Origin of the sequence: Streptomyces sp. DSM 41931, from assembly GCF_050271085.1 — a bacterium.
Taxonomy (GTDB): domain Bacteria; phylum Actinomycetota; class Actinomycetes; order Streptomycetales; family Streptomycetaceae; genus Streptomyces; species Streptomyces albogriseolus.
In genome coordinates this window covers 3,443,567-3,468,921 of record NZ_CP189902.1, presented here as the reverse complement: position 1 = coordinate 3,468,921, position 25,355 = coordinate 3,443,567, and the positions used below count along the sequence as shown (strand labels likewise).

General features: G+C 69.6%; 22 protein-coding genes. 10 read left to right on the top strand and 12 right to left on the bottom strand.

What is annotated here, in order from left to right; genetic code table 11:
• Positions 1-80: 80 nt before the first annotated feature.
• Entirely contained in the window at positions 81-2,039 is a 1,959-nt protein-coding gene (gene dnaA, locus ACP7TJ_RS16090) for a chromosomal replication initiator protein DnaA (protein ID WP_427763594.1), read from the bottom strand.
• A 373-nt stretch (positions 2,040-2,412) separates the two neighbouring features.
• On the opposite strand from dnaA, the gene rpmH reads away from it, so the two are divergent.
• From rpmH to ACP7TJ_RS16045, 9 genes are all read left to right on the top strand, one after another.
• A complete protein-coding gene (gene rpmH, locus ACP7TJ_RS16085; protein ID WP_003956500.1) occupies positions 2,413-2,550 on the top strand; it encodes a 50S ribosomal protein L34 in 138 nt (45 codons plus the stop codon).
• Between the two features lie 21 nt (positions 2,551-2,571).
• Positions 2,572-2,943 carry a ribonuclease P protein component gene (gene rnpA / locus ACP7TJ_RS16080; RefSeq protein ID WP_093764288.1) on the top strand — a complete coding sequence of 124 codons (372 nt, stop codon included), beginning with the start codon at positions 2,572-2,574 and terminating at the stop codon, positions 2,941-2,943.
• Positions 2,940-3,314, top strand: coding sequence for a membrane protein insertion efficiency factor YidD (gene yidD / locus ACP7TJ_RS16075; protein WP_078541038.1), 375 nt, complete (start codon positions 2,940-2,942; stop codon positions 3,312-3,314). Before rnpA ends, yidD begins: the two co-directional genes overlap by 4 nt.
• Positions 3,315-3,317: 3 nt before the next feature.
• Positions 3,318-4,592, top strand: a complete 1,275-nt coding sequence (gene yidC / locus ACP7TJ_RS16070; RefSeq protein ID WP_093764287.1) for a membrane protein insertase YidC — start codon at positions 3,318-3,320, stop codon at positions 4,590-4,592.
• A 15-nt stretch (positions 4,593-4,607) separates the two neighbouring features.
• Complete coding sequence (locus tag ACP7TJ_RS16065) at positions 4,608-5,120, top strand: protein jag (RefSeq protein WP_093764286.1); 513 nt, start codon at positions 4,608-4,610, stop codon at positions 5,118-5,120.
• A 120-nt stretch (positions 5,121-5,240) separates the two neighbouring features.
• Positions 5,241-5,960 carry a 16S rRNA (guanine(527)-N(7))-methyltransferase RsmG gene (gene rsmG, locus ACP7TJ_RS16060; protein WP_093764285.1) on the top strand — a complete coding sequence of 240 codons (720 nt, stop codon included), beginning with the start codon at positions 5,241-5,243 and terminating at the stop codon, positions 5,958-5,960.
• A 369-nt stretch (positions 5,961-6,329) separates the two neighbouring features.
• Complete coding sequence (locus tag ACP7TJ_RS16055; RefSeq protein ID WP_427763590.1) at positions 6,330-7,406, top strand: ParA family protein; 1,077 nt, start codon at positions 6,330-6,332, stop codon at positions 7,404-7,406.
• Complete coding sequence (locus ACP7TJ_RS16050) at positions 7,403-8,503, top strand: ParB/RepB/Spo0J family partition protein (RefSeq protein WP_189910061.1); 1,101 nt, start codon at positions 7,403-7,405, stop codon at positions 8,501-8,503. Before ACP7TJ_RS16055 ends, ACP7TJ_RS16050 begins: the two co-directional genes overlap by 4 nt.
• Before the next feature lie 318 nt (positions 8,504-8,821).
• On the top strand, positions 8,822-9,439 hold the full coding sequence (locus ACP7TJ_RS16045; protein ID WP_093764283.1) for a GNAT family N-acetyltransferase: 618 nt from the start codon (positions 8,822-8,824) through the stop codon (positions 9,437-9,439).
• A gap of 89 nt (positions 9,440-9,528) precedes the next feature.
• On the opposite strand, the gene trxA is transcribed toward ACP7TJ_RS16045, so the two are convergent.
• From trxA to ACP7TJ_RS16010, 7 genes are all read right to left on the bottom strand, one after another.
• Positions 9,529-9,861 carry a thioredoxin gene (trxA, locus tag ACP7TJ_RS16040; protein ID WP_003991504.1) on the bottom strand — a complete coding sequence of 111 codons (333 nt, stop codon included), beginning with the start codon at positions 9,859-9,861 and terminating at the stop codon, positions 9,529-9,531.
• A gap of 38 nt (positions 9,862-9,899) precedes the next feature.
• On the bottom strand, positions 9,900-10,868 hold the full coding sequence (gene trxB, locus ACP7TJ_RS16035; RefSeq protein ID WP_093764282.1) for a thioredoxin-disulfide reductase: 969 nt from the start codon (positions 10,866-10,868) through the stop codon (positions 9,900-9,902).
• Between the two features lie 194 nt (positions 10,869-11,062).
• Positions 11,063-11,983 (bottom strand): anti-sigma factor family protein, encoded by a 921-nt coding sequence (locus ACP7TJ_RS16030; protein ID WP_367549984.1) that lies wholly within the window; start codon positions 11,981-11,983, stop codon positions 11,063-11,065.
• Positions 11,980-12,705 carry an RNA polymerase sigma factor SigM gene (gene sigM / locus ACP7TJ_RS16025; RefSeq protein WP_367549985.1) on the bottom strand — a complete coding sequence of 242 codons (726 nt, stop codon included), beginning with the start codon at positions 12,703-12,705 and terminating at the stop codon, positions 11,980-11,982. Before sigM ends, ACP7TJ_RS16030 begins: the two co-directional genes overlap by 4 nt.
• 28 nt (positions 12,706-12,733) lie before the next feature.
• The gene (locus ACP7TJ_RS16020; RefSeq protein ID WP_427763586.1) at positions 12,734-14,434 is read right to left on the bottom strand and encodes a serine/threonine protein kinase; all 1,701 of its coding nucleotides are present in this window, start codon (positions 14,432-14,434) and stop codon (positions 12,734-12,736) included.
• Positions 14,435-14,576: 142 nt separating this feature from the next.
• Positions 14,577-16,892, bottom strand: a complete 2,316-nt coding sequence (gene murJ, locus ACP7TJ_RS16015) for a murein biosynthesis integral membrane protein MurJ (protein ID WP_167741384.1) — start codon at positions 16,890-16,892, stop codon at positions 14,577-14,579.
• A 44-nt stretch (positions 16,893-16,936) separates the two neighbouring features.
• Positions 16,937-19,345 (bottom strand): DUF6049 family protein, encoded by a 2,409-nt coding sequence (locus ACP7TJ_RS16010; RefSeq protein ID WP_427763584.1) that lies wholly within the window; start codon positions 19,343-19,345, stop codon positions 16,937-16,939.
• A 201-nt stretch (positions 19,346-19,546) separates the two neighbouring features.
• On the opposite strand from ACP7TJ_RS16010, the gene ACP7TJ_RS16005 reads away from it, so the two are divergent.
• The gene (locus ACP7TJ_RS16005; RefSeq protein WP_427763582.1) at positions 19,547-21,013 is read left to right on the top strand and encodes a CCA tRNA nucleotidyltransferase; all 1,467 of its coding nucleotides are present in this window, start codon (positions 19,547-19,549) and stop codon (positions 21,011-21,013) included.
• Positions 21,014-21,106: 93 nt separating this feature from the next.
• Here the strand turns inward: ACP7TJ_RS16005 and ACP7TJ_RS16000 are convergent, their stop codons facing one another.
• The 4 genes from ACP7TJ_RS16000 to ACP7TJ_RS15985 all read right to left on the bottom strand — a co-directional run bounded on the left by ACP7TJ_RS16000 (position 21,107) and on the right by ACP7TJ_RS15985 (position 24,853).
• The gene (locus tag ACP7TJ_RS16000) at positions 21,107-21,580 is read right to left on the bottom strand and encodes an LppU/SCO3897 family protein (RefSeq protein WP_167741386.1); all 474 of its coding nucleotides are present in this window, start codon (positions 21,578-21,580) and stop codon (positions 21,107-21,109) included.
• A 123-nt stretch (positions 21,581-21,703) separates the two neighbouring features.
• Positions 21,704-22,966 carry an MFS transporter gene (locus ACP7TJ_RS15995; protein WP_167741387.1) on the bottom strand — a complete coding sequence of 421 codons (1,263 nt, stop codon included), beginning with the start codon at positions 22,964-22,966 and terminating at the stop codon, positions 21,704-21,706.
• 77 nt (positions 22,967-23,043) lie between these two features.
• Positions 23,044-24,126 (bottom strand): inositol-3-phosphate synthase, encoded by a 1,083-nt coding sequence (locus ACP7TJ_RS15990; protein WP_093764273.1) that lies wholly within the window; start codon positions 24,124-24,126, stop codon positions 23,044-23,046.
• Positions 24,127-24,169: 43 nt separating this feature from the next.
• The gene (locus ACP7TJ_RS15985) at positions 24,170-24,853 is read right to left on the bottom strand and encodes a PadR family transcriptional regulator (protein ID WP_093764272.1); all 684 of its coding nucleotides are present in this window, start codon (positions 24,851-24,853) and stop codon (positions 24,170-24,172) included.
• Positions 24,854-25,355 lie beyond the last annotated feature (502 nt).

Here is a 25,355-nt window from a genome sequence, read left to right as displayed (position 1 = left end):
AGACGCATCGGGAAGCCGGGACACGAAGAAGGGCGCCCCCGGATCTCTCCAGGGACGCCCTCAGCCGCGCGTGCGGGCCGTCAGCCGGCCTTGATGCGGTTGGTCAGCTCGGTGACCTGGTTGTAGATGGACCGCCGCTCGGCCATCAGATTGCGGATCTTCCGGTCGGCGTGCATCACCGTCGTGTGGTCCCGCCCGCCGAACAGCGCGCCGATCTTCGGCAGCGACAGGTCCGTCAGCTCACGGCACAGGTACATGGCGATCTGCCGGGCGGTCACCAGCGCGCGTCCGCGCGAGGTGCCGCACAGGTCCTCGACGGTGAGCCCGAAGTAGTCGGCGGTCGCGCTCATGATGGCCGTCGAGGTGATCTCCGGGGCCGAGTCGTCGCCTCCGGGCATCAGATCCTTGAGGACGATCTCCGTGAGCCCCAGGTCCACCGGCTGCCGGTTGAGCGAGGCGAAGGCCGTCACCCGGATCAGCGCGCCCTCCAGCTCGCGGATGTTGCGCGAGATACGGGAGGCGATGAACTCCAGCACCTCCGGAGGGGCGTTGAGCTGCTCCTGCACCGCCTTCTTGCGCAGGATCGCGATGCGCGTCTCCAGCTCCGGCGGCTGGACGTCGGTGATCAGACCCCACTCGAAACGGTTCCGCAGCCGGTCCTCCAGCGTCACCAGCTGCTTGGGCGGCCGGTCGCTGGACAGCACGATCTGCTTGTTGGCGTTGTGGAGCGTGTTGAACGTGTGGAAGAACTCCTCCTGCGTCGACTCCTTGTCCGCCAGGAACTGGATGTCGTCGACGAGCAGGATGTCCATCTCGCGGTAGCGCTTGCGGAAGCTGTCGCCCTTGCCGTCGCGGATGGAGTTGATGAACTCGTTGGTGAACTCCTCCGAGCTCACGTACCGCACGCGCGTGCCCGGGTAGAGGCTCCGCGCGTAGTGCCCGATCGCGTGCAGCAGATGCGTCTTGCCGAGGCCCGACTCCCCATAGATGAACAGGGGGTTGTACGCCTTCGCCGGCGCCTCCGCGACGGCCACCGCGGCCGCGTGCGCGAAGCGGTTGGACGCGCCGATGACGAACGTGTCGAAGAGGTACTTCGGGTTCAGCCGCGCGGTCGGCTCGCCGGGCCCGGTCGCCGGGGCCGGCTGCGCCGCCAGCGGGCCGGGCGCGCCGGTCGTCGGCAGGTTCGGGCCGACCGGGCCGCCGCGGTGGACGTGCCCCGAGCCGGGCGGCGGCTCGGGCAGGTCGCGGCGCCGGTCGTCGCGCTGGTCGTAGTCGCCGCGGGACGTCTCGTAGTCGGAGCGCTGGTCGTAGGACGGGCGCTCCACAGGCTGGGGACGGTAGTCCTGGGAGGACGGACCGCCGTAGGAGTCCGAGCCGTACGGATCCTGCGAACCGTACGCGTCCTGCTGCGGGGAGCCGTACGCGTCCTGGGACGGCGAGGCGTACGGGTCACGGTCGGGGAAGCCGAGCCGCTGCTGCTGCCACCCGTAGTCGTCATGCGAGGGACGCGGCCAGGAGCCGGGCTCGGGGCGCTGGTACTCCGACGGGTAGGCGGGGCGGGCGGAGGGCAGCTGGTCGTCCGCCCGGCCCTGCTGGTCGCCCCGGCGGCGGTCGTACCCGCCGTACGGCTCGCGCTCCTGCCGGTCGCGGTGGTCCGGACGCTCACGGTGATCCGGGCGCTCCGGGTGGACGGAGGGCAGCTCCGGCTCCTCGTAGCGCGGCTGCGGACGGGGAGCGGGCGAGGGTGTGGCCGGCGGCTCGCCGGCGGTCTCGTCGACCGTGATCGCGATACGGATCGGGCGGCCGCACTCGCGGCTCAGGCTCTCGCTGACGACCGGGGCCAGCCGGCCCTCGAGCACGCCCTTGGCGAACTCGTTGGGCACGGCGAGCAGGGCGGTGTCGGCGACCAGGGCCAGCGGCTGGCAGCGCCGGATCCAGTGTTCGTCCTTGCTCTCGACACCTTGACCACGGCCCTCGCCGAGCAGTTGCTCCAGTACGCGTGGCCACACTGCGGCAAGATCGGCAGGTACGTCAGCCACAGGGCACGCTCTCTCACAGGTCCCTCGATCGTGTGATGCGAGGGACGGGTCGGGATGTAAATCGGGTGGTGGAGGGTCAAGGGAACGAATCGGAGTCCAGTCACGGTAGTCAGCGCGACCGGTACGGTTCAAGTTGTTGTCCCCAGGCTGTGGACAAGTGTCTCCCGGCGCCCGTCGGTTTGACCGAATGGCGCAGCCGCGCGTACCGTAACCAGGTCGAGTTGTCGATGGCTGCTGCCGCCTGCCTCCGATGGGCACAGATCGCAAGATGATCGGTCAGCGGTGCACTCGGGCGTAACGCGAGCTACTCGTGGGCGCACGGTGACAGCCAGGACGGCACCCCGCAACCACCGATTCTTTCTGGAGCCCCCGAGTGAGCAAGCGCACCTTCCAGCCGAACAACCGTCGTCGCGCCAAGACCCACGGCTTCCGGCTGCGTATGCGCACCCGTGCCGGCCGCGCGATTCTCGCGTCCCGCCGCAGCAAGGGCCGCGCCCGTCTGTCCGCCTGATCCCGGTCAGGTCATGACGTCGTGCTGCCCACCGAGAACCGGCTGAGGCGGCGCGAGGACTTCGCGACCGCGGTACGACGAGGACGCCGGGCCGGGCGCCAGCATCTCGTCGTCCATCTTCGTAGCGGTGCAACGGACCCGCATGCGCCTGGGGAGAGCGCTCCCCCGACGCGTGCGGGTTTCGTCGTGAGCAAGGCCGTGGGCGGAGCGGTGGTGCGCAACAAGGTGAAGCGGAGGCTTCGCCATCTGATGCGCGAGCGAGTCGACCGGCTGCCCCCCGGTAGCCTGGTAGTGGTACGAGCGCTGCCCGCCGCGGGCGACGCCGACCATGCACAGCTGGCCCGAGACCTGGACGCCGCTCTGCAGCGGCTGCTGGGAGGTGGCGCGCGATGAAGTACCCGCTGCTGGCACTGATCAAGCTCTACCAGTGGACGATCAGTCCGCTGCTGGGCCCGGTGTGCAAGTACTACCCGTCGTGTTCCCACTACGGCTACACGGCCATTGACCGGCACGGTGCCGTCAAGGGCACAGCACTCACGGCCTGGCGCATCCTGCGCTGCAACCCGTGGTCGCTCGGCGGTGTGGACCATGTCCCGCCGCGCAAGCGCCCGCGGTGGCACGAAATGCTGCGTAACGCCTGGCGTGCACGCAAGGGCGGGACCTCCGCCGCCGAACCGGCCACCGAGGGACAGGCTTCTCCCACGAGTCCTACGAGTCCGTCGAGCCCGGCCGCAGAGACCTCGTCCCATGCCCAAGGAGCATGATTAGTGGACACGATTGCCAGCCTCTTCAGCTTCATCACGACACCTGTCTCCTGGGTCATCGTCCAGTTCCACAGCGTGTACGGCTCCATCTTCGGCCCGGACACGGGGTGGGCCTGGGGCCTGTCCATCGTGTCCCTGGTGATTCTGATCCGCATCTGCCTGATCCCGCTCTTCGTGAAGCAGATCAAGGCGACGCGCGCCATGCAGACGCTCCAGCCGGAGATGAAGAAGATCCAGGAGCGCTACAAGAACGACAAGCAGCGCCAGTCCGAAGAGATGATGAAGCTCTACAAGGAGACGGGCACCAACCCGCTCTCCTCGTGCCTTCCCATCCTGGCGCAGTCGCCGTTCTTCTTCGCGCTGTACCACGTGCTCAACAGCATCGCGTCGAACGACACCATCGGCGTGATCAACGAGCGACTGCTGGAGAGCGCTCAGAAGGCCCACATCTTCGGTGCCCCGCTCGCCGCGAAGTTCACGGACAGCCCGGAGAAGGTCGAGGCGCTGAACTCGACACTGCTCGACGTCCGCGTCGTCACGGCGATCATGATCGTCCTGATGTCGCTGTCGCAGTTCTACACGCAGCGCCAGCTGATGACGAAGAACGTCGACACCACGGTGAAGACGCCGTTCATGCAGCAGCAGAAGATGCTGATGTACGTCTTCCCCGTCATCTTCGCCGTCTTCGGCATCAACTTCCCGGTCGGTGTCCTCGTCTACTGGCTGACCACCAACGTGTGGACCATGGGCCAGCAGATGTACGTCATCCACAACAACCCCACCCCGGGTTCCAAGGCCCAGGCCGCCTACCTGGAGCGCCTCTCCAAGCACGTCGCCAAGCACGGCAAGACCCGCAACCGCCGGGAGCGCGCCATCGTCAAGGCGATCGTCGCGAAGGGCCGTGACCGCAACGAGTACGAGCGCAAGTTCATCAACGGCCTGAACAAGGCGGGTCTCGCCGCCCAGGCCGACGGCACGGTGATCAAGGGTGAGAGCAGCGCCGCCGCTCAGGCCGAGGGCGGCACGACGACCGCCACCGTCGCCCCCAAGCGGCAGCAGCCCAAGCGGCAGCCCAAGTCCAAGCGCCACTCCGGCGCGGCCAAGCCGGCGGGTGAACCCACCTCGCTGACCAAGGCCGACGACCCGCAGGACCAGGACCCCAAGCCCGCCGCCAAAAAGGGCGACGCCAAGCCCGCCGGCAACGGCTCCACCCGCAGCAGGGCCCAGTCCGGACAGCGCAAGGGCCCGCAGCGGCCCAAGTCCCCGTCGAAGAAGTAAGAAGGAGTCCATCCCGTGACGGAAGGCACCACCGCGGCCGCTGCCGAGGGCGCAGACACCCTGACCCGCCTCGAGCAGGAGGGCGAGATCGCGGCGGACTACCTGGAGGGTCTGCTCGACATCGCCGATCTCGACGGCGACATCGACATGGATGTCGAGGCCGACCGGGCCTCTGTCTCGATCATCAGTGACACGGGCAGCCGCGACCTGCAGAAGCTCGTGGGCCGTGACGGCGAGGTGCTGGAGGCTCTCCAGGAGCTCACGCGTCTCGCGGTCCACCGGGAGACCGGCGACCGCAGCCGTCTGATGCTCGACATCGCCGACTACCGCGCCCGCAAGCGCACCGAGCTCTCCGACCTGGGTGCCAAGGCCGCGGCCGAAGCCAAGAGCAGCGGGCAGCCCGTGAGGCTCGACCCGATGACCCCGTTCGAGCGCAAGGTCGTGCACGACGCGGTCAAGGCGGCCGGCCTGCGCAGCGAGTCCGAGGGCGAGGAGCCGCAGCGCTTCGTCGTCGTGCTTCCCGCCTGATCGGCTCCACCGTTCCACCGGCCCCGTCTGTTGCGCAGGCGGGGCCGCTCTTTGTCAGCCTGGTAGTTCTGGTCTGGTGTCGGCGCCCCGCGTCGGCACGGTACGGAAGGACGGTCCCCCGTGACGGAGGCAGCGGAGCTTCCCCCCGCGCCCGAGCAGGCCCGTGAGGTGTTCGGTGAACGCTTCGCGGACGCGGTCCGGTACGCCGAGCTGCTCGCCGAGGCGGGCGTGCAGCGCGGTCTGATCGGCCCCCGCGAGGTGCCCCGCCTGTGGGAGCGGCATCTGCTGAACTGCGCGGTGCTCTCGGAGGTCGTGCCCGAGGGCGTCACCGTGTGCGACGTCGGCTCCGGGGCCGGTCTGCCGGGCATCCCGCTGGCCTTGGTCCGGGAGGACCTGAAGATCACCCTGCTGGAGCCGCTGCTCCGCCGTACCAACTTCCTGACCGAGGTCGTGGAGCTGCTCGGGCTGGAGCATGTGACCGTCGTGCGAGGACGTGCCGAGGAGGTCATGGGCAAGCTGCCTCCGGTGCATGTGGTGACCGCACGAGCCGTGGCGCCGCTCGATCGTCTGGCCACCTGGGGCATCCCCCTGCTGCGGCCGTACGGGGAGATGCTCGCGCTCAAGGGCGACACCGCGGAGGAAGAACTGAAGAGCGCGGCCACCGCCCTGACCAAGCTCGGCGCCGTGACCACGTCGATCGTGCACGTCGGCGAGGGCGTCGTGGATCCCCTGTCCACGGTGGTGCGGGTGGAGGTCGGGGAGAGCCCTGGCGGTGTGCGCTTCGCCGCCAAGCGCGCCAAGGCCGCCCGTACCGGACGGGCCCGGCGTCGACGCGGATAGCCTTACCTCCCTCGCCGTGGAGTGCGAGGGGGCCAGCACGACGGAGACGCACGACGGGGTGATGCGCTCGGCCCCTCGGGGCCGGGCGTACTCCACACAAGCTGCCTCACCTACGCACGCCGGAGTGTCGCGGCAGTGCCGCCTCCGCTGCTGTGCATCGTGTTTCACGTGAAACGTCGCTCACTGCTGCACGGCATCATCAGTCGGGGCCGCGCTGCGGCCGAACCTCGCGAACGGAAGCCCCTTGGCTCCCTCGGCGAGAACTCCGCTCCACGTGAGTCACCTCTCCCCTCACGGGGCACGGAGTTGTCCACAGAGGTGGATTTCTCCACAGAACGTCAGGCCTCACTGGTTCGCGACCCCGAAGACATGGGAGGCTCTGTTCATTGCGAGCCTGTAGTCGAGGAGAGTGAATCCTTGCGGTCCGACGCCAACATCGCGGGACCGATGACCGATCCGGTCCCCGGTCCCCGTACCGAATCGATGGGGGCGGATGTTTCACGTGAAACACCGCCTCCGATGGACGACACTCCCATCGGTCGCGCCGCCCAACTGGCGGTGGAGGCTCTGGGCCGTGCCGGTGAGGGGCTGCCGCGACCCGAGCAGACCCGAGTCATCGTGGTCGCCAATCAGAAGGGCGGTGTCGGGAAGACGACGACTACCGTCAACCTGGCCGCCTCACTCGCTCTGCACGGCGCCCGCGTCCTGGTGATCGACCTCGACCCGCAGGGCAACGCGTCCACCGCCCTGGGGATCGACCACCACGCCGAGGTGCCCTCCATCTACGACGTACTGGTGGAGAGCAAGCCCCTGGCGGAGGTCGTCCAGCCCGTCCCCGATGTCGAGGGTCTTTTCTGCGCCCCCGCCACCATCGATCTCGCCGGTGCGGAGATCGAGCTGGTGTCGCTGGTGGCGCGGGAGAGCCGGTTGCAGCGGGCCATCCAGGTCTACGAGCAGCCGCTGGACTACATCCTCATTGACTGTCCGCCGTCGCTCGGCCTCCTCACGGTCAACGCCCTGGTGGCCGGCCAGGAGGTGCTCATCCCGATCCAGTGCGAGTACTACGCGCTGGAGGGACTTGGGCAGCTGCTGCGCAACGTCGACCTGGTGCGGGGCCACCTCAACCCCGCCCTGCACGTCTCGACGATCCTGCTCACCATGTACGACGGCCGGACGCGGCTCGCCTCCCAGGTTGCCGAGGAGGTGCGTACGCACTTCGGCGACGAGGTCCTGCGCACCAGCATCCCCCGCTCCGTCCGCATCTCCGAGGCACCGAGCTACGGGCAGACGGTGCTGACTTACGATCCTGGATCGAGCGGTGCTCTCTCGTACTTCGAGGCGGCACGCGAGATCGCGCTGAGGGGTGTCGGTGTCCGGTACGACGCGTCGCAGGCGCACATCGGCGCACAGCAGACTGATCCGAACATGGTGGAGGGCGTGCAGTGAGTGAGCGACGGAGGGGGCTGGGTCGTGGGCTCGGAGCACTGATCCCCGCTGCCCCGACAGAGAAGACGGTGCCGCCGGCCGCATTGGGCGGGACGGCCTCCCCGTCGCCCGCAGCGGTCCCGGTACTGCCGAACGAGCGTGGAGTGGCGGCCGCGAAGGTGGCCACCCTGTCCTCTGTTTCACGTGAAACGGAGGACACCGCGGCGGCGAGCCCCTCGGTGCCGTCCGCGCCGGTGGGCGCGCACTTCGCCGAGATCCCCCTCGACGCCATCACGCCGAATCCGCGGCAGCCCCGTGAGGTCTTTGACGAGGACGCCTTGGCCGAGCTGATCACCTCCATCAAGGAGGTCGGTCTGCTCCAGCCGGTCGTCGTACGGCAGGTGGGCGGCGGCCGCTACGAGCTCATCATGGGTGAGCGCCGCTGGCGTGCCTGCCGCGAGGCCGGCCTCGACGCCATCCCGGCCATCGTGCGCGCCACGGAGGACGAGAAGCTCCTCCTGGACGCGCTGCTGGAGAACCTGCACCGTGCGCAACTGAATCCGCTGGAAGAGGCCGCCGCCTACGACCAGCTGCTCAAGGACTTCAACTGCACGCACGACCAGCTGGCCGACCGCATCGGCCGGTCCCGTCCCCAGGTGTCCAACACCCTGCGTCTGCTGAAGCTGTCCCCGACCGTGCAGCGTCGCGTGGCCGCCGGAGTGCTGTCCGCCGGACATGCCCGTGCTCTGCTCTCCGTGGAGGACTCCGAGGAGCAGGACCGGCTGGCTCACCGCATCGTGGCTGAGGGCCTCTCGGTGCGAGCCGTCGAAGAGATCGTGACCCTGATGGGCTCGCGGCCGCAGAAGGCTCAGCGCTCCAAGGGACCGCGCGCGGGCGCCCGGGTATCCCCGGCTCTGTCCGACCTGGCGACGCGGCTCTCGGACCGCTTCGAGACGCGGGTGAAGGTCGACCTCGGCCAGAAGAAGGGCAAGATCACCGTCGAGTTCGCCTCGATGGAAGACCTTGAGCGCATCCTCGGCACCCTCGCCCCTGGAGAGGGCCCGGTGCTCCAGAAGAGCCTGGTGGACGAGGACGACGCCGAAGAGACCGATTCCTGAGAAGTCGCTCCCCTCGGCCTGAGAACCGGTCAGGGCGGATCGTGTCCGGTGTCTACCGGAACACGGTCCGCCCTTTGCCTTGTGGCGGTATCGGGGGAATCGCTTCCTGGATACGATGCGTTCGTAGAGAGCGCATCCACCCGGCACCACCTCTGAGAGCTAGGCAGGGGCCATGCGAATGACGAGCCGCACCGGACTGATGAGCGCGGGGCTGGGGGTGGGCGTCGTCAGCGGCTTCATCGGCAGCCTGCTCAGAGAACGGAGTGCTCTGACCGCCGCCCGTGTGGCAGCGGGTGAAGGAAGCGAGGAACAGCCTTCATGGGCCGTCGGCTCGTACCGCTCACGCTGGACAACCTTCCGGACCTCCCCCAGCGCTGCCGCTCATGCGTCTTCTGGGAGCTCGACCCCGTCAGCGGCGAAGCAGCGATAAAGGCGGGCACCGCAGCGCTCGAGAAGGAGTCCTGGATCTCGGCCGTCCTGCTCGACTGGGGCTCCTGCGGACGCGTGGTCTACGTGGACGAGGTCCCCGTCGGCTACGTCCTCTACGCGCCCCCCGCCTATGTGCCGCGCTCCATGGCGTTCCCCACCAGCCCGGTGTCTCCCGACGCGGTACAGCTGATGACCGCCTTCATCCTGCCCGACTACCAGGGACAGGGACTTGGCCGCGTCATGGTGCAGACGGTGGCGAAAGATCTGCTGCGCCGGGGGTTCAAGGCGATCGAGGCCTTCGGCGACGCCCGGTGGAAGGAGCCGGCCTGTGTGCTGCCCGCGGACCATCTGCTCGCCGTGGGCTTCAAGACGGTCCGCCAGCATCCCGCCTACCCGCGGCTGCGTCTGGAACTGAGGTCGACACTCTCCTGGAAGGAAGACGTGGAGATGGCACTCGACCGGCTGCTGGGTGCGGTGCAGAAGGAGCCGGCCCTGCGTCCGCTCTGATCCCGCTCACACGAATGGGCCGACCCAAGAGGGTCGGCCCATTCGTGTTTCACGTGAAACATGCACCGCCGTGGAGGCGGCCCACCGCTTTACTCGGCGATGAAGTCCTCGAGGTCGCGCACGATCGCGGCCTTCGGCTTGGCGCCGACGATGGTCTTGGCGACCTCGCCGCCCTGGTAGACGTTCAGGGTCGGGATGGACATGACGCCGTACTTGGCGGCCGTGCCCGGGTTCTCGTCGATGTTGAGCTTGACGACCTCGATCTTGTCTCCGTACTCGGCGGCGATGGCCTCGAGGGACGGAGCGATCTGACGGCACGGACCGCACCAGGCAGCCCAGAAGTCCACCAGGACAGGCTTGTCGCTCTTCAGGACGTCCTGCTCGAAGGAGTCGTCGGTCACGTTCTTCAGGGTGCCGGCCACAGCGGGCTCCTTAATCGTTGGTGCGTGGGGAGAGGGGGTCAGACAGTGGTCTTCTCGGGCTCGGCCTTGTCCTCGTCGGCGAGAGCGGCGAGGAAGCGCTCCGCGTCGAGGGCCGCCGAGCAGCCGGTACCGGCCGCGGTGATCGCCTGGCGATAGGTGTGGTCCACCACGTCACCGGCCGCGAAAACGCCCGTGACGTTGGTGCGCGTCGAGGGCGCGTCGACCTTCAGGTAGCCCTCCTCGTCCAGCTCGAGCTGGCCCTTGAAGAGCTCGGTGCGCGGGTCGTGACCGATCGCGATGAACAGGCCGGTCACCGCCAGGTCGGAGAGTTCACCCGTCTTGACGTTGCGCAGCTTCAGACCCGAGAGCTTCTGGTCGCCCTGAACCTCCGCGACCTCGCTGTCCCAGACGAACGAGATCTTCGGGTCGGCGAAGGCGCGCTCCTGCATTGCCTTGGAGGCGCGCAGGGTGTCCCGGCGGTGGACGATCGTCACGGACTTGGCGAAGCGCGACAGGAAGGTCGCCTCCTCCATGGCGGTGTCACCGCCGCCGATGACCGCGATGTCCTGGTCCTTGAAGAAGAAGCCGTCACAGGTGGCGCACCACGAGACGCCGCGACCGGAGAGGGCGTCCTCATTCGGCAGCCCGAGCTTGCGGTGCTGCGAACCGGTCGTCACGATCACGGCCTTCGCCTGGTGGACCGTGCCGGCGGTGTCCGTGACGGTCTTGATCTCACCGGTCAGGTCGACGGCCACGACGTCGTCCGGAACGAGTTCGGCGCCGAAGCGCTCCGCCTGGGCCCTCATGTTGTCCATGAGCTCGGGACCCATGATGCCGTCCTGGAAACCGGGGAAGTTCTCCACCTCGGTGGTGTTCATCAGTGCACCGCCGGCGGTGACAGCGCCCTCGAACACCAAGGGCTTCAGCGACGCGCGGGCAGTGTAGAGCGCCGCCGTGTAGCCGGCGGGCCCCGAGCCGATGATGATCACGTTACGGACGTCGCTCACGGCTGAATTCCTCGTCTCTGGTCTGGCATCGTTCGACCGGTGGGAGCCTCTTTCGGAACTCTCACCCCACCCAACGGATCCTAAGGGGCCTACATTCCCGCCGTGCCCGGGCACACGCAGACGGTGCTCCGACGGGCAGGCTGGGGCCACACACCGTACGGGAACCACGCGGAGCGAAGACCACGCGTGTGCGGTCAGCGCGCGTAGGAGTGCTCCAGCAGAACCTTCGCGGTCGTGGACGGAGAGTTGTTCTCCACGCAGGTCGCGTCGACGATGTAGGCGGTGACCCGTGTGACGTCCGAGGCGTCGGGCAGCACCACGAGCAGAGCCGCCTTGCCCTGATAGACACCCTGCTCGGCGGCCAGGGCGGCGTCGTTGCGGCCGATGCCCTCCTGGACGCATTCCGGGACGGCGGGCGCCGTCAGCACCCTGGGGTTCGCTCCGGAGGAATCCGACTCCAAGCCGAAGGTATGGGGGGAGCGCGCTCCCTTGTCCTGCTCGGGGTTGCGTGCGAGGAGATCGTTGACCTGCTCCTGCAGCTTCCCCTCGGAGAATGTGTCCGCAGCGGTCGTCGTCCGCTGCTCGTCGTCCGGGCCTCCGCCGCCGTTCAGCGACGACAGCACCACGGAGCCGAGGCCGAGAGCGGCCACGGCGAACGCGGCCCCGAGGACGGCGGCCCGGCGGCTCCTGGCCCTCAGACGCGGCTTGCGGCCCGGCCCCGTGGTCGAGGAGCGGGGGCGGCCGGCAGGGCGGTCGGAGGAGGGCGCCGATGTTTCACGTGAAACATGAAGCGGTGCGCCGTCGGCGGCCGCCGTTCCGGCGGTGACGTTCTCGTCCTCGCCGTCGGTCACGGGTGCGGTGGCGTGCAGTAGGGCCTCGGCGGCCAGCGCCGCGTCGATGCGCCCCGCGACGTCCGCCGGCATCCGCGGCGGGCCCGGGACCGTGCCGAGCAGTCCCCTGATGTCCTCCAAGGAGGCGTGGACGTCGGCACAGAGCTCGCACCGGTCCAGGTGCCTGCGGACGGCGTCCCTGCGGTCCGCCGGGAGGAGACCCTCGGTGAGGTCGGAGATCTCCGCGACGTCCGGGTGCTCCGCCTTGTCGTTCGTCGACGTCACGCTCGCCCACCTCCGCCCTTCACTGCAGCCGGGTCGTTCGTTCCTGTGTCGGGTGGGTCCGGTTGCCGTGGACCCGCTGCGGGTGGGACGGATGTCTTCCCTTTCCGGTTCCGTCCCCCGCCTCTGTGCTCCACCTCACCGGTGCCCCCCGGGCGCAGATGGGTGAGCAGGGGCAGGAGTCTCGCGCGGCCCCGGGCACACCGGCTCTTGACCGTGCCGGTGGGCACATCGAGGACGCGGGCCGCCTCGGCGACCGGGTAGCCCTGCATGTCCACCAGGACGAGCGCGGCCCGCTGGTCGGGCGGGAGGGTGCCCATCGCCTCGATGAGCTGCCGGTGCAGATCGTTGCGCTCCGCGGGCGCCGAGGCGGACTCGTGCGGCTCGAGCAGCTGCTCCAGACGCTCGGTGTCGTCCACCGGCGCGGTCTTCCGGGATGCGGCCTTGCGGGCACGGTCCAGGCAGGCGTTCACCGTGATGCGGTGCAGCCACGTCGTGACGGCCGACTGACCGCGGAAGGTGTGGGCGGCCCGGTAGGCGGAGATGAGGGCGTCCTGGACGGCGTCAGCGGCTTCCTCGCGGTCCCCCAGCGTCCGGAGGGCCACGGCCCAGAGCCGGTCGCGGTGCCGCCGCACGATCTCGCCGAAGGCGTCGGCGTCGCCCTCGACGTGCCGGGCGAGCAGATCCTGATCGCTCACTCCGTCGTACACGGCGCCGTCCGCCATCGGATCCCCTCCCTCGACGCAGCCGGCCTCAGCTGGTCACCTTGATGTCCGCGACTCGGCCACGCCACTGGCCGTCGTCGGCCTGCATGGGCAGCTCGGTCAGCCAGACCAGGAGGTAACGGGTCTTCACCGTGCCCTTGGGCGCGAGGGAGACCGTGGTGCCCGATCCCTCGGCGACCTTGCTGTACGAGTCGAAGGAGGTCGGCCGGGACTCCGCGTTCCCGGGCGCGGCACGGAGCTCGACGGACGTGCTGCCGATGAAGGTGACGGTGACCTTGCCGACGTCCTGGCTCTTGCCGAGGTCGACGACGACTCCCACGCCCGGCTTCAGCCGGCCGAAGTCGGAGCTCGCGTAGTAGCTGGTCTGCCAGTAGCTCTCCGGGTCGCCGTCCAGGACCTTGGGCAGGTTCTCCGGGTACTCGGACCCGTCCGAGCCGAAGGGGTCGAAGTCGTGCAGCTCCGAGATGGCGATCGGCTTGCCGCGTACCGGCTTCGAGGCCTTCTTGTCGTCGCCGTTCGTCGTCTGGGTGTTGCTGGTGTCGTCGCCCTTGCCGCCCTGGTCCATGAGGGCGTCCGCGAGCTGCCAACTGCCCAGGCCCAGAGCGGCGATCAGCAGCGCCGAGACGGCCCACTTCAGGGCCTTGCCCGTGCGGCTGTGCAGGGGCGGAGGAGGCACCGGCGTCGGCTGGGTGGCATGGGAAGGAGTGGCGGGGCGCCCGTAGGAACCCTGCTGATACGTGGTGCGCTGGTAGTCCGGCGGGGCGGTGAAGGCGGGCTCCGGCGGCCGGATGCGGGGCATCTCGCCGATCGCCTTCACCAGCTCCTCAGGAGTGGTGCACGGCGACTCGTGGCGGGAGGCGGTGGCGCCGTCGTTGGCGAGGGCGCGCATGGCCAGTTCGGACAGACCGCGGTGGACGCCGGCCCGGACCTGGTCGGGCGGGATCAGACCGATGTCCTTCGGCAGACCTGACATGCCGTAGGCGTCGCTCTCGTACGGCCAGCGCTGGGTCAGCGCCGCGTACAGCAGGGCGCCGATCGACTCGGTGTCCGTGCGCTGCGGGGTGTCCGAGCTGACGCCGCGCAGCGCGGCGTTGACGGCGAGACCGCGGATGCGCCACTGGCCGGTCGAGGTGCGCAGGACGGCGGTGGGGTTGAGGCGCAGATGGGCGAGGCCCTCACGGTGGGCCGCCGCCATGGCGCTCGAGACCTGACTGACCATCTGGTAGGCGTCGTACACCTCCAGCGGGCCGGAGGCGAGAAGGGTGGTCAGCTCGGTGGCGTCGGGCAGCCACTCGTGGACGACGTAGACGAGGTCGTTCTCCTCGACGGCGTCGAGGACCTGGACGAAGCGCGGATCGCCCAGCAGGGCCGAGGAGCGGGCCGCCGCCAGCACGGACCGGGCACGCGAGTGGTCCGCGGGCAGGACGTGCACGCCGACGGCACGGCGGAGCTTCTCGTCCACGGCACGCCAACTGCTGAATCCGTCCAGACGGGTGACGCACTCCTCGAGGCGGTAGCGTCTGGCCAGCTTGTGGCCGCTGTGCAGCTCCGGTGGCGAGGTCGTCGCGGGACCCTCGGTCCCGGTGCTCTCCTGTGCCTCGTCGTTGTCCGTGTCCCGCTCCCGGTTCTTGGCCACCCCGTCGGCCGTGGACTGGTCCGCCTCCGCGGTCAGCGACTGCTCGCCGCTGTCGTCTGCCACGTCGACGGCAGCTGTGCTCCGTTCCGCCACCGTCGTTCCCTGCCTCCCCATCCATCGCGCGTCGGCCCGGCGTCCGTCGCGCGCAGTCCGACGCCGAACCCAATTGTGCCCACAGTCCGCCGCTATGCACGACACGCGGGGGCCGATGATGGTTGTGCGCCTACCCCCGGCCTCAGCGTCCCAGGCGTCCCCGGACCATACCGACCAGCGAGTTGACCTCCTCGATGCGCATCCGGCGCGCGGCGACGTAGAAGACGCCCAGCAGGACGGCTCCGCCGCCGAGCAGCGCGGCGAACGAACCCAGGACCTCCTGGCCCAGCACCTTGCTGATGCCGTAGCAGGCCGCGCCGCTGAGCAGGGCGGCCGGGACGGAGGCGATGCACAGCCGGGCGTAGGTCCGCAGTACCCGGGCGCCGTCCAGGTCGCCGCCCAGCCGCTTGCGCAGCCGGCGCCAGGCGACGCCGACCCCGAGGGCGTAGGCGACGCCGTACGAGGCGGCCATGCCGACGACGGCCCAGCGGGCCGGCAGCACCAGGAAGCAGACGCCGGAGGCGATCGCGTTCGCGGCGGCCACGATGACGGTGTTGTAGAAGGGGGTCCGGGTGTCCTCGTAGGCGTAGAAGGCGCGCAGGACGACGTACTGCACGGAGTAGGGGATCAGGCCGAGGCCGAACGCCATCAGCATGTAGCCCATGTTGGTGGCCTCGCTGGTGCCCGAGGACCCGAAGATCAAGGTGCACATCGGGATGCCGAGCGCGAGGAAGCCGAAGGCGATGGGCACGATCGCGACGGCGGTGGTGCGCAGGCCCTGCGAGATGTCGTCGCGGACGGCGCCTCCGTCGTCCTCCGCCGCCGAGCGGGAGATGCGGGGCAGCAGAGCGGCCATCAGGGACACCGTGATGATGGCCTGCGGCAGACCCCAGATCAGCTGAGCGTTGGCGTAGGCGGCGAAACCGGTGCCCTCGACGTCCGAGTCCAGGCCCGCGGCGGTGGACAGCTGGGTGACGACCAGCGCGCCCGCCTGGTTGGCGAGGACGAACAGGATGGTCCACTTGGCGAGCATCGCCGCCTTGCCGAGGCCGTGGCCCTTCCAGTCGAAGCGCAGCCGCATGCGGAAGCCGGTCTCCCGCAGGTACGGGATCATCGCCAGGGCCTGCACGACGAGACCCAGCAGAACGCCGAGGCCGAGGAGTCGCAGACCCTCCGGCGGGATGTTCGAGACCTGCAGCTTCGAGTCCGCGGCGGTGCCGTAGACCCAGATGAACGTGCCGAGCGTGACGATGATGACGATGTTGTTCAGGACCGGGGTCCACATCATCGCGCCGAACCGGCCACGCGCGTTGAGGATCTGACCCATCACCACATGGACGCCCATGAAGAAGATCGAGGGCAGGAAGTACCGGGTGAAGGTGACGGCGACCTCGTTGGCCGCGGGGTCCGAGGCGACGGGGTTCGACAGCGCGCGCACCAGCAGCGGCGCGGCCAGCCAGGCGGCCGCGGTGAGCACCGCCAGCGCCACCATCACCAGCGTCAGCAGCCGGTTGGCGTAAGCCTCACCGCCGTCCTCGTCGTCCTTCATGGCGCGCACGAGCTGCGGCACGAAGACGGAGTTGAGGCCGCCGCCGACGGTGAGGATGTAGATCATCGTCGGCAGCTGGTAGGCGACCTGGAAGGAGTCGCCGAGCAGGCCGAGGCCCAGGGCCGACACGATCAGCGCGGACCGGATGAAGCCCGTGAGGCGGGACACCATCGTGCCCGCCGCCATCACGGCGCTGGACTTCAGCAGGCCGCCGGCGCGGCCGCCTTTCTTCGGCGCGGGCGCGGACGCGGGTTCCGGGGCCGCCGACTCCGCCGCGGGGGGCGGAGTGGCGCCCGCGTAGTGGCCGGGCGTGGGGGACGCGGGTCCGGGCACCGGCGCGGAGGCGTACTGCTGCGGGCCCCCCACCGGCTGTCCGGGATGCGCGCCGCCCTGGGGACGGGCGTGCCCGCCGTGCTGGTCGGGGAAGGCGCCGCTCTGCTGCTGGTCGCGGAAGAGGTGCGCGAAGGCGTCCGGCTCGTGGCGCTGCTCCCCGGCCTGGCCGACGAGGTCGTCCACGCCGACGTACTGCGTGGTGCGCGGGTCGTCGCCGTACGGCAGGTACTGGGTGGGGCCGTCCGGCTCCGGGGCGGGCGTCCGGGCCCACACCCGGGGGTCGGGCGCGTACGGCGACTGCGGCGGCTGCCCGTAGAGGGGCTGCTGCGGCTGCTGCGCGCCGGGCGGGGGCGGCGGGTGCGCCGACCGGTCGTAGAGCGCCTCGGTGACCGGGTCCTGGGCGTCGATGTGCTGCGCCCGGTACGGGTCCTGGGCGTAGGCGTCCTGGACGTACATGTCGGCGGGTGGCTGTGACGCCTGGTCGTGCCCGGGCGGCGGACCCCCGGCGGGGTCCGACTCGGGATGGCCCGAGTTGGCCGCGGCATCGCCGCGGTCACCGTCGTACGGCGCGTTCATGGTTACCCCACCTCATCGTCCCTGGCCCACCGGCCATGACCTTCTCAACGGTCCACTCTCTCACCCGTGCCGGACGGGTCGGCGCTTTCCGGTGCGGTGTCCGGGGCCGGGTCACTCGGCTGCTCCGGGGCGTCCTCCCGGGTGTCCGGCGCGGACTCCTGGGTGGGACGCCTCTCGGAGGCTTCGGGGTTCTTCGCGTCGCCTGCGTCCGCGTCCGCCGCGTCCGCCGCGTTCTCCTGCTCCCGCTCCTCGGCCTGGCGGGCCGCGGCGCGCTTGCGCTGGGTGTACATCCGGAATCCGGCCAGGACGAGCAGCAGCACGCCGCCGCCGATGACCAGCATCACCGTCGCGGTGATCTCGGTGACCTTCACGTCGAAGGTGACGGGCTGACCGTAGGGCCGGCCGTCCTGGGTGTACAACTGGGCGACCACGGTGGCCCGGCCGTTGGCGTTGGCGTTCGTGGTGAACTTCACCGACTGGCTGTGTCCGCCGGAGACGGCGATGGGCTGCTCCTCGTAGGCGTTGCCGTCGATCTCCAGGCGGGTCGGGTTGGTGGAGGTGAGCCGGAGCACCAGGTGCTCGACGCCCTGCACCAGGTTGTTCTGGACCGTCACGGGGATCGTGGCGCTGCGGCCGGAGAGCTTGGTATCCGACTTCTCGATCAGCCGGACCTGGCTGCTCAGCGTGTCCAGGTACGTCTCGACGCCGCTGCGGTAGATCGCCGCCTCGGCCGGCCGGCCGCGCCAGGACGCTGCCATGCCCCGGTTCAGGGCGCGGCCGAAGGGCGTCACCACGCGGGACGGGTTGGACAGGATCACCTTGAAGCGGTCGAGCTTGTCCTGGGTCCTGGCGATCTGCTCGAAGGCCGACCGCGGGAGCTCCTGCTTGCGCAGCGACTTCGGGTACGCGGACGCCGGGGGCACCTCGGTCCCGGCGTCCGGGTCCGGCTTGGACTTCGCGGCCGCCGTGAGGTCCTGCGGCTGTGACCAGGTGCTGTCCTGGAGGGCGCCGATGGCCTCGGCCATCGTCTGGGCCTGGGCGGCGGACGGGGTGCGCTGCGGGGCGATCACGACGCTGCGCGGACGGTCCGTCTGCAGGGCGAGAGTGAGGCTCTGGGCCAGGAAGCGCTGCACTGCCTGGGTGGAGGCGGAGGCCCTGGCCATGTCGCTGTCGAACACGGTAGACAGCCGTGCGTCGGCGACCACGGCCGTGGTGCCGCCGCCGATGGGGCGGGGCGCGGTGGGCGTGTAGGTCAGGTCGCGGCCGCCCTCGAAGGTGTCGCCGCGGGTGATCACCTTGTCGGCCCCCGCCGAGGTGGAGACCTTGATGATCGAGGGATCCACGGCGCCCTCGACGGGCCAGGCGAAGTCCGTGCTGGCGGTGACGTGCAGGATCGACTCGACGGTGCCGGCGGCGACGTCGGTGGCCTCCTTGAGGTGGCGCAGCGAACCGGTGACCGACGTGCCGTGGTGGGCGAGCGAGGCGAGGTCGGGGTCGCCGAACGGCAGCGCGACGACCTCCTTGTCCGCCACCGCCTTCTGCACCTCGGTGAGCCAGCGCTTGGCGACCGCCTGGTGGCCGCCCACGGCGTTCTTGTCGTCCGCGTTCTCGCCGGGAATCTCGTAGCGGGTGGTCATCGCCTCCACGGAGGCGAGCAGGTCCGGGTCGATCACCCAGGTGACGTCGAGGTCCTTGCCGAGGGCGACCATCCGGTCGAGACGGCCGCCCGGGGAGATCTCCTCGGCGAGCTCGTCGTCGTGGAAGACAGGCGTCTGCTCCTCGTCCGAGCCGGTCTCCGCCGTCATGTGGACGGTGGAGATCAGCGGCCACATGAAGGTCGTCTTCGTCTTGGTGTCCGCCTCGTCCGGCTGCCACGGCAGGAACGTGTGACGGACGCCGAGCGTTTGCTCCCAGGGCTGGTCGGAGGTCTCTCCGGTGAGGGTGACGGACAGGTCGTAGACGCCGTCCTGGCCGAGGTCCAGCTCGTCGGCCGGCACGGAGATCGTGTAGGGCTGCGAGACGCCGGGGGTGAGCTTGGAGAACTTCTCGGTGTACTTGTCGTCGATCTCCGCCCCGACGGGGCTGCCGATGTCATCGGAGTTCTTGGCGACCGTGTCGATGCTCGAGCGGGTGTCCAGCAGCGTCCCCACCCGCAGGCCGACGGAAGCGTCGGTGACGGTCTTCTTGCCCTTGTTGGTGACCGTCCCGGAGACGGTCACGGTGTCACCCTCGGCGGGAGCGCCGGGTGTGAGGGAGTCCACGGAGACGGCCACGGAGCCGTCGTCGGAGGCGGCCCGTGGCCCGGCCGGGGCCGCGGCCTCCGCGGGGGACGCCGCCGGCAGCTGGAGGAGCCCGGTCAGGAGGGGCGTCCCGGCGAGCACGGCACCGGTGCGCCGCAGCCAGCGGCGGGCAGGTGAGGGACTGGTCCCCTGGAAGTCTGCCGCCTCGGCCACGCGCTCGCCCGTCCCTTGTCGTCGTCAGTGGTCGTCGGAATGTGCGTCCAGGCATGGTAACGAGGTGCGAGGAGGGGAAGTGCCGCGGACCGGTGCCCAAGAGCGGGCGGCGCACGCCTTGTCCATGATCGCCACAGGTGTCCGTCCCCGAGCCTTTTTCCGGGCGCTCGGGGCCGTGCGGGCCACGTACCCTCTTCTGTTGTGCCGAACGCCAACGAAGCAACCAGTGCCCTGAGCCAGGTGCAGGACCGCGCCGTGAGTGAACTGCTGCGGGTCGCCCCTGTCGCCGACGACCTAGCCCGCCGTTTCCAGGAGGCGGGGTTCTCACTGGCCCTGGTCGGCGGCTCGGTGCGGGACGCGCTGCTCGGCCGCCTCGGCAACGACCTGGACTTCACGACGGACGCCCGCCCGCAGGACGTCCTGAAGATCATGCGGTCCTGGGCGGACGCCGTCTGGGACGTCGGGATCGCCTTCGGGACGGTCGGCGCCCAGAAGGAGGCGCGGGTCGGTGACACCGACCGGAGCTTCCAGATCGAGGTGACCACCTACCGGTCCGAGGCGTACGACCGCACGTCGCGCAAGCCGGAGGTGTCCTACGGCGACTCCATCGAGGACGACCTCGTCCGCCGTGACTTCACCGTCAACGCGATGGCCGTCGCCCTCCCGGAGAAGAAGTTCATCGATCCCCACGGCGGTCTGAAGGATCTGGCCGAGCGGGTGCTGCGCACGCCGGGGACGCCCGAGGAGTCCTTCTCCGACGACCCGCTGCGGATGATGCGGGCCGCACGCTTCGCCGCCCAGCTCGACTTCGAGGTGGCCCCCGAGGTCGTCGCGGCCATGAAGGACATGGCAGGGCGCATCGAGATCGTTTCCGCCGAGCGGGTCCGGGACGAGCTGAACAAGCTCATCCTCTCCCCGCATCCCCGCAAGGGCCTCACCCTGCTCGTGGACACCGGGATCGCCTCCTACGTGCTGCCGGAGCTGCCGGCCCTGCACCTGGAGCGCGACGAGCATCACCGGCACAAGGACGTCTACGAGCACACCCTGATCGTGCTGGAGCAGGCGATGGCCCTGGAGGAGGACGGTCCCGACCTGACCCTCCGCCTCGCGGCCCTGCTGCACGACATCGGCAAGCCCCGCACTCGCCGCTTCGAGAAGGACGGCCGCGTCTCGTTCCACCACCACGAGGTGGTCGGGGCGAAGATGACCAAGAAGCGCATGACCGCGCTGAAGTACTCCAACGAGCTGGTGAAGGACGTCTCCCGGCTCGTCGAGCTGCACCTGCGGTTCCACGGCTACGGCACGGGAGAGTGGACGGACTCCGCCGTCCGCCGTTACGTCCGTGACGCGGGGCCGCTGCTCAGCCGGCTGCACCAGCTGACCCGCTCGGACTGCACCACGCGGAACCGGCGCAAGGCCGCCGCGCTCTCCCGCGCGTACGACGGGCTGGAGGAGCGCATCGCCCAGCTGCAGGAGAAGGAGGAGCTGGACTCCATCCGCCCGGACCTCGACGGCAACCAGATCATGGAGATCCTGGGCATCAAGCCGGGCCCGGAGGTCGGGAAGGCGTACAAGCACCTGCTGGAGCTCCGGCTGGAGAACGGCCCGATGGAACACGACGAGGCGGTCGAGGCCCTCAAGCAGTGGTGGGCTGCACAACAGGGCTGACAACGGAGGCGGGGTCATGTTTCACGTGAAACATGACCCCGCACACGATGCGGGGGCGGTGTTTCACGTGAAACACCGCCCCCGCCGTCGTTCTTACTTGTCCTTCAGGCAGAGCAGGAAGCTCTTGCTGCCGTTGGTCTCCGTGTAGACGTACTCGAATTCCTTGGACTCGGCCTCGCACTTGCTCTGGGCCGTCAGGCCGGAGAAGTTGCCCTCGACCTTGGCCAGCACCTCGTACTGCGCCTTCGCGTCACCGCAGTCCACGACCTCGAGGTCCGGGTCGTTGTCGTCCGTGCTGCCGCGGTGCATGCAGTCACCCACGGCGGCCGTGTTGGCGTCGTCGCGGCTCGCGAGGAACCCACCGATGGCCACACCCGCGACGATCAGAACAATCACGACGTTCTTGATCGTCTTGAAGCTGATCTTGCGGCCCTGCTGCTGCGGGGGCACCGGGGCTCCCGGCGGCGGGAAGCCGGGCTGACCGGCCTGCTGCGGGAAGGGGGCCTGGCCCTGAGGCTGCTGCTGGCCCTGAGCGAACGGGTTGCCCTGGGGCGGCGGAGTGGTCACTTGGGGGTCCCCCTAGTACATAGGCATGTGACGCGAAAGACGCGTTGATAAGACGCACGTAAGCTACCGGCCCGCGCTGACAACTTCGTAGCGAGATAGGGCTCTGTGGCTCTGATGTGACACTTACTGGCGCTCAAACCGGGCCATAGCCGCCGCTACCGCTCCGTAGATAACGGCGATTGTTACCACCAGCGTGACCGAACGGCCGTCCGGAGGGAGCAGCAGGGCGGCCACGGCCGCGGCTCCGACGAACGCCACGTTGAACAGCACGTCGTAGACGGAGAAGATCCGGCCGCGGAAGTCGTCGTCCACGGAGGCCTGGACGATGGTGTCCGTGGAGATCTTCGCGCCCTGGGTGCTCAGGCCGAGGACGAACGCCCCTGCCAGCAACGGGCCGGAGGCGAACGGCAGGCCGAGCGCCGGTTCCAGCACGGCGGCCGCCGCGGCGCACGTCACGATCCAGCGGCCGGGCCCCATTCGCCCCGCGGCCCACGGTGTGAGCAGGGCCGCGGCGAAGAAACCGGCGCCGGACGCCCCCAACGCCAGCCCCAGCAGGGCGAGTCCCTCGTCCGTGGTCGACGTCAGGTGGTACCGGCAGAGCATCAGCAGCATGACGAGCATCCCGCCGTAGCAGAAGCGCATCAGGAACATTCCCGTGAGCGCCCAGGCCGCTTCCCTGCGCGCGGGCGCCGCGAGATGGCGTACACCCGCCGCCAGGTCGGCGACCGTGCCGGAGAGAGCGGTGGACAGCCGGGGGTGCTCCAGCGCGCGGTCCGGGCCGAGCAGTTCCTTGGCGATGCGCAGGGCCGCCAGCGCCGCGCACAGGTAGAGGGCGGCGCCCACGAGCACCACGGCCGTGTCGGAATCCGCGACGACCAGGCGTACCACGAAGGCCAGGCCGCCGCCCGCGGTCGCGGCGAGCGTCCCGGCGGTCGGGGAGAGGGAGTTGGCGATGACGAGCCGCTCGGTGTCCACCACGCGGGGCAGCGCGGCGGACAGCCCGGCGAGGACGAAGCGGTTGACGCCCGTGACGCACAACGCGGCCACGAACAGCAGCCAGTCGGGGACCTGGACGAGGATCAGGAGGGCGGTCACGGACGCCATCAGGGCGCGCAGCAGGTTGCCGTAGAGGAAGACCTGGCGGCGGCGCCAGCGGTCCAGCAGGACGCCGGCGAAGGGGCCGATCGCGGAATAGGGCAGGAGCAGGATGGCCATGGCCGAGGCGATGGCCGCGGCCGAGGTCTGCCGCTCGGGCGAGAAGACGACGTAGGCGGCGAGTGCGACCTGGAAGACGCCGTCGGCGCCCTGGGAGAGCAACCGGACGGCGAGCAGGCGCCGGAAGCCTTGGAAGCGCAGCAGAACGCGCAGGTCACGGACGACGGCCATGGGGCACAGCCTCACATACGACGGGGGTCTCCGGGACACACGACCCGGAGACCCCCGACTGCCCGCGGTGGTCGCGCTTAGCGCTCGACCTCGCCCTTGATGAACTTCTCGACGTTCTCACGGGCCTGGTCGTCGAAGTACTGCACCGGCGGCGACTTCATGAAGTACGAGGAGGCCGACAGGATGGGGCCGCCGATGCCCCGGTCCTTGGCGATCTTCGCGGCGCGCAGGGCGTCGATGATGACACCGGCCGAGTTCGGGGAGTCCCAGACCTCGAGCTTGTACTCCAGGTTCAGCGGGACATCGCCGAAGGCGCGGCCCTCGAGGCGGACGTAGGCCCACTTGCGGTCGTCCAGCCAGGCGACGTAGTCGGACGGGCCGATGTGGACGTTCTTCTCGCCGAGCTCCCGGTCGGGGATCTGCGAGGTGACGGCCTGGGTCTTCGAGATCTTCTTCGACTCGAGGCGGTCGCGCTCGAGCATGTTCTTGAAGTCCATGTTGCCGCCGACGTTCAGCTGCATCGTGCGGTCCAGGATGACGCCCCGGTCCTCGAACAGCTTCGCCATCACGCGGTGCGTGATGGTGGCGCCGACCTGCGACTTGATGTCGTCGCCGACGATCGGGACGCCCGCCTCGGTGAACTTGTCCGCCCACTCCTTGGTGCCGGCGATGAAGACCGGGAGGGCGTTGACGAAGGCGACCTTGGCGTCGATGGCGCACTGGGCGTAGAACTTCGCCGCGTCCTCGGAACCGACGGGCAGGTAGCAGACGAGGACGTCGACCTGCTTGTCCTTGAGGACCTGCACGACGTCGACCGGCTCCTCGGCGGATTCCTCGATGGTCTCGCGGTAGTACTTGCCGAGACCGTCGAGCGTGTGGCCGCGCTGGACCGTCACGCCGGTGCGGGGAACGTCGCAGATCTTGATGGTGTTGTTCTCGGAGGCGCCGATGGCGTCCGCGAGGTCGAGACCGACCTTCTTGGCGTCCACGTCGAAGGCGGCGACGAACTCGACGTCACCTACGTGGTATTCGCCGAACTGGACGTGCATCAGGCCCGGCACCTTGGCCGCCGCATCGGCGTCCTTGTAGTACTCGACTCCCTGCACCAGCGATGCGGCGCAGTTGCCCACGCCGACGATGGCTACGCGAACCGAACCCATTCCGGTTGCTCCCTGTGTGTACGAGTGAGGTCCTTGCGGACTCTCACGTGGCGGTGTCGCCGGGCGTATCCGGCCGGGGGTCGTCCCCGGACCGGGGCAGGTCGCCCGTCGCTCCAGATGTGGTGTCCTGCTGAGCGGGCCCCCCGGCGGCGGACCCCTTGAGGTCCCGGCCGGCCCGCTCGCTCTCGATGAGCTCGTTCAGCCAGCGCACTTCGCGCTCCACGGACTCCATCCCGTGGCGCTGGAGCTCAAGCGTGTAGTCGTCGAGGCGCTCCCGGGTCCGGGCCAGGGAGGCGCGCATCTTCTCGAGGCGCTCCTCCAGCCGGCTGCGGCGGCCCTCGAGCACGCGCATGCGGACGTCGCGCGACGTCTGCCCGAAGAAGGCGAACCGCGCGGCGAACGTCTCGTCCTCGTACGCGTCCGGTCCCGTCTGGGCGAGCAGCTGCTCGAAGTGCTCCTTGCCCTCGGCCGTCAGCCGGTAGACGATCTTGGCGCGGCGCCCGGCCAGCGGAGCGGCGAGGGCGTCCTCGGTGGTGTTCCCCGGTTCCTCGATCAACCAGCCGTTGGCGACTAGCGTCTTGAGGCAGGGATAAAGCGTCCCGTAGCTGAACGCACGGAACACACCCAGTGACGTATTGAGTCGTTTGCGCAGCTCGTACCCGTGCATCGGGGCCTCGCGGAGCAGGCCGAGTACGGCGAACTCAAGGATTCCGGAACGCCGGCTCATCGTCGCCTCCCCTCTGCCCCGGTCGTGCCGCGATGGGCTCGTGTGCGGCTCGCGGCCGCCTTTATGTCGTGCTGATGTATCGACTCGATACATCAGCACGATAGAACGACCTACCGGGAGCGACAAGAGGGAGGAGAGTGAACGGGATCACATCACCGTTTCATTGCGAGCAAGTTGCCTGATTTGAGGTGAACTTCTGCACCCGGGGGGTTTTGGCGGTGCGTAGTCTGTGCGCCATGCAGACCACCGGGAACCGAGTGACGACTGGGGGCGTCCCTGTCCCCGGTGCAGTACGGATGAATGCGCCGAGCGCCGCATCCGTACTTCGGGGGGACCGGAAACCAGCCGCCGTTTCCAGGCGCGCAGAGGTGCGCCTGCCCGAGGAGTAGTCGTTCGATGAGCGAGCACCGTCGCAAACCGCCGCAGCCGCAGGGAGGCGGACGTGCCGCGGCCCGACGCGGCCAGTCCGGCTCGTCCTCCGGCCGCCGAGCGGCACCGCGAG